This window comes from Mesorhizobium sp. M1E.F.Ca.ET.063.01.1.1, from assembly GCF_003998155.1.
GTDB lineage: Bacteria > Pseudomonadota > Alphaproteobacteria > Rhizobiales > Rhizobiaceae > Mesorhizobium.
On sequence record NZ_RZSC01000269.1, the window covers coordinates 1 to 7,489 of the forward strand.

Below are 7,489 nucleotides of genomic sequence, written 5' to 3' on the forward strand. Positions count from 1 at the left end.
GGTCACGCATCGTGCGCGAATACCTGCTCGGCCAACGCGCTCCGATGACCGACCTCATGGCCTGGAACGCCGATTCAACCCGGATGCCGTTCCGTATGCAGTCGGAATATTTGCGGCAGCTTTATCTGGACAACGATCTTGTCGAGGGGCATTTTCGTGTCGGGGGCAGACCCATCCATCTGGAAGACATTCGATCGCCGGTGTTCGCGGTCGGCACCGAGACGGATCACGTTGCGCCGTGGCGTTCGGTATTCAAACTGACTTACCTGCTCGACACCGACATCGACTTCGTTCTGACAAGCGGTGGACACAATGCGGGCATCGTTTCCGAGCTCGGCCACCCGGGCCGTTCCTACCGGCGGCTCAGTTGCCGCCACGCGGATATCCGTCCGGACGCGGATGAATGGGCGAATAACGCGACCGTGACATATGGCTCCTGGTGGCCGGCCTGGGTGGAATGGCTGGCGTGGCACTCCGGTCGTGAGGTTGCAGCCGACCGGTCCGGCGCCGCAGGCGACTTGAAGGCGATTTGCGCGGCGCCCGGTGCGTATGTCCTTGAACGATAGTGCGTTTCGGCAGTTTGAGCCAGGTCAAGGTTCAGCGTCCGTTCGCGGCGTATTCTGCGCATATGAAACGTCGAATAGCGCTCCAGATCTTGTCGTTCGCAGTCGCCTTCGCATTGCCTGCCTGGGCGGGCGACAGTTCGCAGATCGCCTATGGCAAGAGGCTGGTCGAAGCAAACTGCGCGCGTTGTCACGCGGTCGGTGCGGCTGGCGCAAGCACCCACCCTGATGCACCGCCGTTTCGTTCATTGCATCGCCGCTACCCGATCGAAGACTTGCAGGAAGCCCTGGCCGAGGGAATCTCCACCGGCCACCCGGACATGCCCGAGTTCGTGGCAACTCCCGACCAGATCGAGGCCATCATCGCCTACATCGGGAGCCTCGATCGATGATGAAGGCCATCCAGACCTGCATTTCATGAGAGGGAAGCGCTGAGGACGAAGAGGAGATGTCGGATGAAACGCGGAATCGGAAGTGAGGACGCCGAGACGCCTGAACTGGCAATTGCCGTCCGGAAAGTCTGCTTCATAGTCGCCAAGGCACATGAATTCGACGTCAAGGTTGCCGTTACCGAGCCTGACGCGGGGTCCAATCCCACGGACGACAATGAGATTGCAGTGCTTCAGGATCATGATGACGATCCTGTGCGTGAGGAGCTTGGTTCGCTGATCTCGGAGCTCTCCATCGATGAGCAGATCGACCTCGTGGCGTTGATGTGGCTCGGCAGGGATGACGGTGAGGCGGCCGATTGGGAAGAGGTCCGCCAGCAGGCCGCCTACGCCCACAACAAACACACGGCCGGCTATCTCTGCGGCAACCCGCTTCTCGGCGATCACCTCGAAGCGGGCCTTGATGCTCTCGGCCTGTCTTGCCCCGAGTGAACCGATCTTGACGCGCATCAAGGCACGAAACTCTCGATCGTGCTGATTTACGGACCTCATGAAGCCGGTGCGCCTATCGATTTTCGGACGCGGATGCAGTGAGCGGAGCGCAGTGCCTGCGATGGCTTGACCGGATGCGCGCCTTGGACGCCGCACGCGATAACGAGGACAACAGCCAAGCGTCGCGAGATGCACCGATATCGGCGTCGCCAGTAGGCGTAACATTGAGGGAGACAAGCAAATGCAGTTGTTGGCGTCCCTGTTCTTGCCGACTTATCCGGACCCGCAGGGGCCGAAGGTTGCGTCGAACGCGGTGGCGGTGGCGAGGCAACTCGGCGCCACGTTGGATGCCGCGGTCATCAACGTCGACATCCCGGACGTTCCGAATGCCTTGTCTGGCGCTGGCGGCCGGCTTGGTCTGGTTTGTTCGCTTGAATTTCTCAAATATCGCTCGCGAGGACTGCTGAGCGCGTGAGCTGACCGCCTTGGCTTTCAGCTATATTCTGTAAGACATTCCAAGCCACGGTGTCGCGATATCGACTGCCGCAACGATATCGGGACCTTCCCGGTTTGTCGCTACATCGACATTTCCGGTTCAAGCGGGCGCTCCTTTGCCGGCTCCGGAATCTCGGTCATGGTCGCTTCCGTCAGGAGCAGGACGCTGGCGACGGAGGCGGCGTTCTCGAGCGCGATCCGCACCACCTTGGTAGGATCGATGATGCCAGCTTCGACGAGGTCGACATATTCCTTGCGGCCGGCGTCGAAGCCGAAATTACCCTTGCCCTCGATCATCCTGGCGACGACCACGCCGCCGTCGACAGCCGAATTCTCGGCGATCTGGCGCACAGGCACTTCGAGAGCGCGCTTGAGGATCTGGACGCCGGTGCGTTCGTCGCCTTCGCAACGCGCTTCCTCCTCCGTGACCGTACCGATGCAGCGCAACAGGGCCAGTCCGCCGCCAGGCACTATGCCCTCCGCGACAGCGGCCTTGGTGGCGCTGATGGCGTCGTCGAGCGCCTCCTTCTTGGATTTCATCTCGGCCTCGGTCGGCGCGCCGACCTTGATGACGGCCACGCCGCCGGCGAGCTTGGCCAGCCGCTCCTGAAGCTTCTCCCGGTCGTAGTCGCTGGTCGTATCGCTGATCTCTCGCCGTATTTGCTCGACGCGGCCCTTGATGGTCTTCTGCTCACCGCCACCGCCGATGATGGTGGTGTTGTCCTTGTCGACGACCACGCGCTTCGCGCGTCCCAATTGCGCCATGGTCACGTTTTCGAGCTTGAGGCCGATATCCTCTGAAATGACCTGCCCGCCCGTCAGGATGGCGATGTCCTGCAGCATGGCCTTGCGACGGTCGCCGAAGCCCGGCGCCTTCACGGCGCAGTTCTTGAACGTGCCGCGGATCTGATTGACGATCAGCGTGGCCAGCGCCTCACCCTCGACATCCTCCGCGATCACAAGCAGTGGCGATCCTGATTTCGCCACGGCCTCGAGCAGCTTGATCAGGTCGTTGAGCGAAGAGATCTTCTTTTCGACGATGAGCACGAGCGCGTCTTCCAGCACCGCCTCCATCTTTTCGGTGTCGGTCACGAAGTAGGGGGACAGGAAGCCGCGGTCGAACTGCATGCCTTCGACCACATCGAGGACCGTTTCGGTGGTCTTCGATTCCTCGACCGTGATGACGCCTTCGCCACCGACCTTCTCCATGGCCTCGCCGACCAGTTCGCCGATCAGCGGATCGTTGTGGGCGGAGATCGTCGCCACCTGTTCCTTCTCGCGCCGGGTCGAGACCGGCCGCGATATCTGTTTGAGCGTTTCGATGACGCGCTTCGTCGCACGATCGAGACCGCGCTTGATGTCGATAGCGCTCGCGCCCGCGACGACATTGCGCACGCCGTCGGCGAACATGGCATGGGCAAGGATGGTCGCGGTGCTCGTTCCGTCACCCACCATGTCGCCCGTCTTTTCGGCCGCCTGTCTCAGCATCCGCGCGCCGAGATTTTCTTCCGGGTCCTTCAGGTCGAATTCCTTGGCGATCGTGACCCCGTCGTTGCAGACGATAGGCGCGCCCCATTTCTTCTCGATCAGAACCGACTTCGAGCGTGGACCGAGCGTCACACGCACGGCGTCGGCAAGCTGGGTGGCGCCGCGGAGGATCTTTTCGCGCGCCGCCGAGCGGAACAATACCTGTTTGTGAGCCATGACCATCTCCCAAGTCTGCCGGCTCGTTCCAGCTAACAGTCATCCCTTTGATCGGCCTTGATGCGCATCAAATGCGTTCCTTGTTGACGAGGATCAATGACGACGGGCGCGTCACCTGCTGGATGGTGCCGATCCGATCAAGGGAACGATCATGCAGACGAATGAAACGCCCCGATACGATGCCAGCGTCAACACCACCGGCTGCTGCCCCAAATTCAATCCCGAAGGCTGGGACGCTCAGGAACTGCACTTCAAGGACAAGCGTTTTCTGAGAGCGACCACCCGCTCCGTCATGCATATCCCGCTGAACATGGGTGACGTGTTCGCCCGCGTTAACAAGCATATCGACGAAGCGGAAGCCTCGGACACGGATCGGTTCATCGTGCTCAGCCGGGATATTTCGCTCTGGAGCGGCGAGCATCTGTTCTCGGTCACGAAATCGGTTGCCGGCGAAGAGATGACGACGCTGAGCGGCGACTTTCTGACGAAAGTGTTCGAAGGCCCCTACAGTCAGGCAAGGCAGTGGCACGAGGAGATGCGGCAGATCGTACGCAACCGAAAATCGGAACCGGGCGACGTCTATTTCTTCTATACGACATGCCCGAAATGCGCCAAGGCCTATGGCAAGAACTATGTCGTTGGCGTTGCCGCCGTGGCTTAGCACCCGCAGGTCAACGCGTTGCGATCACTCAAGGGATTGAGATATCCATTTGCTTCCAGGTGATGCGGGTCAATCTTCGCTCATCCCTTGGAGGAGCTTTCGCAATGAGTCGAATTGGCGGTTTCTTGCTGGTCACGCTGATCGCCATGGCGACCACGACCAGTGTGGCTTTCTTCCTTTACAGGAACGAGCTTGGTCGTCTACGCGACGCCGTCAGCCAAGGCAGCCTGGTCGCCAACCTCGACATCGGGCCGATCGAATACGCCGACAGCGGCGCGGGCAGCCCGCTGCTGTCGATCCACGGCGCCGGCGGCGGCTTTGACCAAGGCCTCGCCCTTGCTGCCGATCTAGCGGGTGGGGGCTTTCGGGTCATCGCGCCGTCGCGCTTCGGCTATCTGCGCACGCCCGTTCCGCGAGACCCCTCTCCAGCCGCGCAGGGCGATGCGCACGCGGCGTTGCTCTCCAGACTGAACGTCCCCAAAGCGGTTGTTGTCGGCGTTTCGGCCGGCGCCCGTTCAGCGGTCGAGCTGACACTCCGGCACCCTGACAAGGTCGCTGCTCTCATTCTGATCGTCCCAGCCCTTTATTCGCCCACCAGTCCGGTCTCGATCGACGTGGGCCGCGGCAACAGGTTCGCGTTCTGGGCTGTCAACGCCGGCGGCGATTTCGCCTGGTGGGCCGCCGAGACTATCGCACCGTCGGTACTCATTCGGTTTCTCGGCGTTCGACCGGCGCTGGTAACGGCCGCGCCCCAGGCCGAGAGGGACCGCGTCATGAGCTTCGTCAGAAGCGTCGAACCGTTGTCGCTGCGTTTTTCCGGAATCAATATCGACAGCGCCCCCGAGCTGCATGAACTACCGTTGGAAGAAATCACTGCACCGACAATGATCATCTCCGCGCGCGACGACCTGTTCAACACGCTGCCGGCAGCCGAATTCGCGGCGGGTAGGATCCCCGGCGCAAAGCTGGTCGTCTACGACACCGGTGGACATCTCTTGGTCGGACAGGCGCAGCAGGTTCGCAAAGCAGTCCGCGTGTTCTTGGAGGGAGCGGGCGTGATACCGTGATCCGATAGCCCGGACAGCGACACGGTTGCTCAGTATCAGCGTCAGGAGCCGGACACCGCGCCTTCTTCCGCTTTCCCATTGCGCCCGAGGGTCGGCATCAGCCAACGGACCAGGCCAAGGCCAAGGAGCGCCAGCGCCGTGAAGCCGGCGCCCGCCAGGAAGGTCATCAGCGGTCCGAAAAGATCCCAGAGCGCGCCCGCCAGCAGGCTGGCGGCCAGCAGCGCGAGGCCGCTCGACAGGTTGAACATCCCGAAGGCGGTGCCTCTCAGTTCCGGCGGGGCCGTATCGGCGACGAGCGTTGCCAGAAGTCCTTGTGTGAACCCCAGATGCAGGCCCCAGAGGCCCACGCCGAGCGCCACGCCGGCCAGATTTCCGGGAAACGCCAGCACGATGTCCGCGGCAATGAGGATCAGGAAGCCGAGAATGAGCATCGTCAGTCGATTGACGCGATCGGAGAGCACGCCGGCCGGATAGGCTGCAAGCGAGTAGACCACGTTCATGACGACGAGCACCAGCGGGACGAGCACGATCGGCAAACCCATCCCCTGCGCGCGCAGTATGAGAAACGCTTCGCTGAACCTGGCCAATGTGAACACGGTGGCGACGCAGACAACCAGCCAGAAGGGCGACCCCAGGCGCCTGAGCTCGGACATGCTCAAGGGAGCACGCACCTCACGCAGGCCGGCGGGCCGAGCTGGCTCATGCACGGCTGCGACCAGCAGCACGACCGCCAGAAGGCCAGGAACCACCGCGACCCAGAACACGGTCCGAAACTGATTGGCGGTCAGCCACATCAGGGCAATCGCCAGGAGCGGTCCGACAAACGCGCCCACCGTGTCGAGCGCTTGGCGAAGCCCGAAACTGGCGCCGCGCGCATGAGCCGGGGCGATGTCGGCAATCAGGGCATCGCGCGGGGCGCCGCGAATGCCCTTGCCGACACGGTCGACAAAGCGAGCCGCCACAAGCCAGCCGACCGAAGAAGCCAGCGGGAATACCGGCTTGGTGAGGGCGGCGAGGCCGTAACCGATCACCGCCAGCAGCTTGCGTTTTCCCAGCCAATCCGACAGCGCGCCCGAAAAAACCTTGGTGATGGCGGCCGTCGCTTCGGCAATGCCTTCGATGGTGCCGACGGTCACCATCGATGCGCCCATGACGGTGACGAGATAGATCGGCAGCAAGGCGTGGATCATCTCCGACGAGACGTCCATCAGCAGCGAGACGAAGCCCAGCGCCCAAATCTCCGCTGGGATGGTCCTCAGGCGGACGGGGGTGGTTTGCTCGAACTGTTCCATGACCCCCTCGGCAGGTCGACATCGGTCATGCTCAGCGTAGCGAACCGGCGACGGCGCTGTCCATCGAGATTGGCCCTCAAAAGCGCGTCACATCTTTGAACGACTTCAGGCGAGGGCGGTCAGGGTCCCGTTGTGATAGTCGTGCCGCGCTCGCCCTTGACGATTGCCAGGGCGTCGTCGAGCTTGCCGATCGCGGCAGGCTTGCCGGTAGCTTCGACGAACCCGATCGCGGCGCTGACCTTGGGACCCATCGAGCCGGCCGGAAACTCCCGCGCGGATATCTCTGCCGCGACGACCCGACGAAGCGCGCGGGCAGCGGGCGTGCCGTAATCGAGATAGACCGCGTCGACGTCAGTCAGCATGAGCAGCATGTCGGCCTTCAATTGACGCGCGAGAAGCGAACTCGCCAGGTCCTTGTCGATGACGGCCTCTACGCCGCAAAGGCTGCCGTCGTCCCTGGCTATGACCGGGACGCCGCCGCCGCCCGTGCAAATGACGATGACGCCGCGCTCGACAAGGAACGAGATCACCGATGCTTCCAGAATCTCGAGTGGCCGCGGCGAGGGCACGACGCGGCGCCACTTGTCGCCATCGGGCGCAATTTTCCAGCCGCGGTTCGCGGCAAACCGTCGCGCGGTCGCTTCGTCATAGACGGGGCCTATCGGTTTCGTCGGATGGGCGAAGGCCGGATCGCGGGGGTCCACCTTCACTTGCGTCAGCAATGTCGCGAACAGCCTGTCCTTGAGGAGGTTGCCAAGCTCCTGTTCGATGACATAGCCGATCATGCCGGCGCTCTCGGCGCCGAGGACATCCAATGGGAACGCCT

General features: G+C 62.6%; 8 protein-coding genes and 1 pseudogene. 6 read left to right on the plus strand and 3 right to left on the minus strand.

Annotation, left to right across the window (positions count from 1 at the left end; translation table 11 throughout):
• The 4 genes and pseudogenes from EOA29_RS41515 to EOA29_RS19195 form a co-directional block, all read left to right on the plus strand.
• Window positions 1-566 (plus strand): annotated as a pseudogene (locus EOA29_RS41515) (poly-beta-hydroxybutyrate polymerase); the annotation flags it as partial.
• Between the two features lie 62 nt (window positions 567-628).
• Window positions 629-955 carry a cytochrome c gene (locus EOA29_RS19185; protein WP_126095759.1) on the plus strand — a complete coding sequence of 109 codons (327 nt, stop codon included), beginning with the start codon at window positions 629-631 and terminating at the stop codon, window positions 953-955.
• A gap of 63 nt (window positions 956-1,018) precedes the next feature.
• Window positions 1,019-1,444, plus strand: coding sequence for a DUF3775 domain-containing protein (locus EOA29_RS19190; protein WP_126092030.1), 426 nt, complete (start codon window positions 1,019-1,021; stop codon window positions 1,442-1,444).
• Window positions 1,445-1,685: 241 nt separating this feature from the next.
• Window positions 1,686-1,919, plus strand: coding sequence for a hypothetical protein (locus EOA29_RS19195; RefSeq protein WP_189350537.1), 234 nt, complete (start codon window positions 1,686-1,688; stop codon window positions 1,917-1,919).
• A 101-nt stretch (window positions 1,920-2,020) separates the two neighbouring features.
• Here the strand turns inward: EOA29_RS19195 and groL are convergent, their stop codons facing one another.
• On the minus strand, window positions 2,021-3,643 hold the full coding sequence (gene groL, locus EOA29_RS19200; RefSeq protein WP_126092031.1) for a chaperonin GroEL: 1,623 nt from the start codon (window positions 3,641-3,643) through the stop codon (window positions 2,021-2,023).
• 151 nt (window positions 3,644-3,794) lie between these two features.
• On the opposite strand from groL, the gene EOA29_RS19205 reads away from it, so the two are divergent.
• Complete coding sequence (locus EOA29_RS19205; protein WP_126092032.1) at window positions 3,795-4,304, plus strand: hydrolase; 510 nt, start codon at window positions 3,795-3,797, stop codon at window positions 4,302-4,304.
• Window positions 4,305-4,450: 146 nt separating this feature from the next.
• Entirely contained in the window at window positions 4,451-5,371 is a 921-nt protein-coding gene (locus EOA29_RS19210) for an alpha/beta hydrolase (protein ID WP_245464945.1), read from the plus strand.
• A 41-nt stretch (window positions 5,372-5,412) separates the two neighbouring features.
• Here the strand turns inward: EOA29_RS19210 and EOA29_RS19215 are convergent, their stop codons facing one another.
• Window positions 5,413-6,663 carry an MFS transporter gene (locus tag EOA29_RS19215; RefSeq protein ID WP_126092034.1) on the minus strand — a complete coding sequence of 417 codons (1,251 nt, stop codon included), beginning with the start codon at window positions 6,661-6,663 and terminating at the stop codon, window positions 5,413-5,415.
• 119 nt (window positions 6,664-6,782) lie between these two features.
• Window positions 6,783-7,489 (minus strand): carbamate kinase (locus EOA29_RS19220; protein WP_127221291.1); only part of this gene is annotated, 707 nt, incomplete at its 5' end.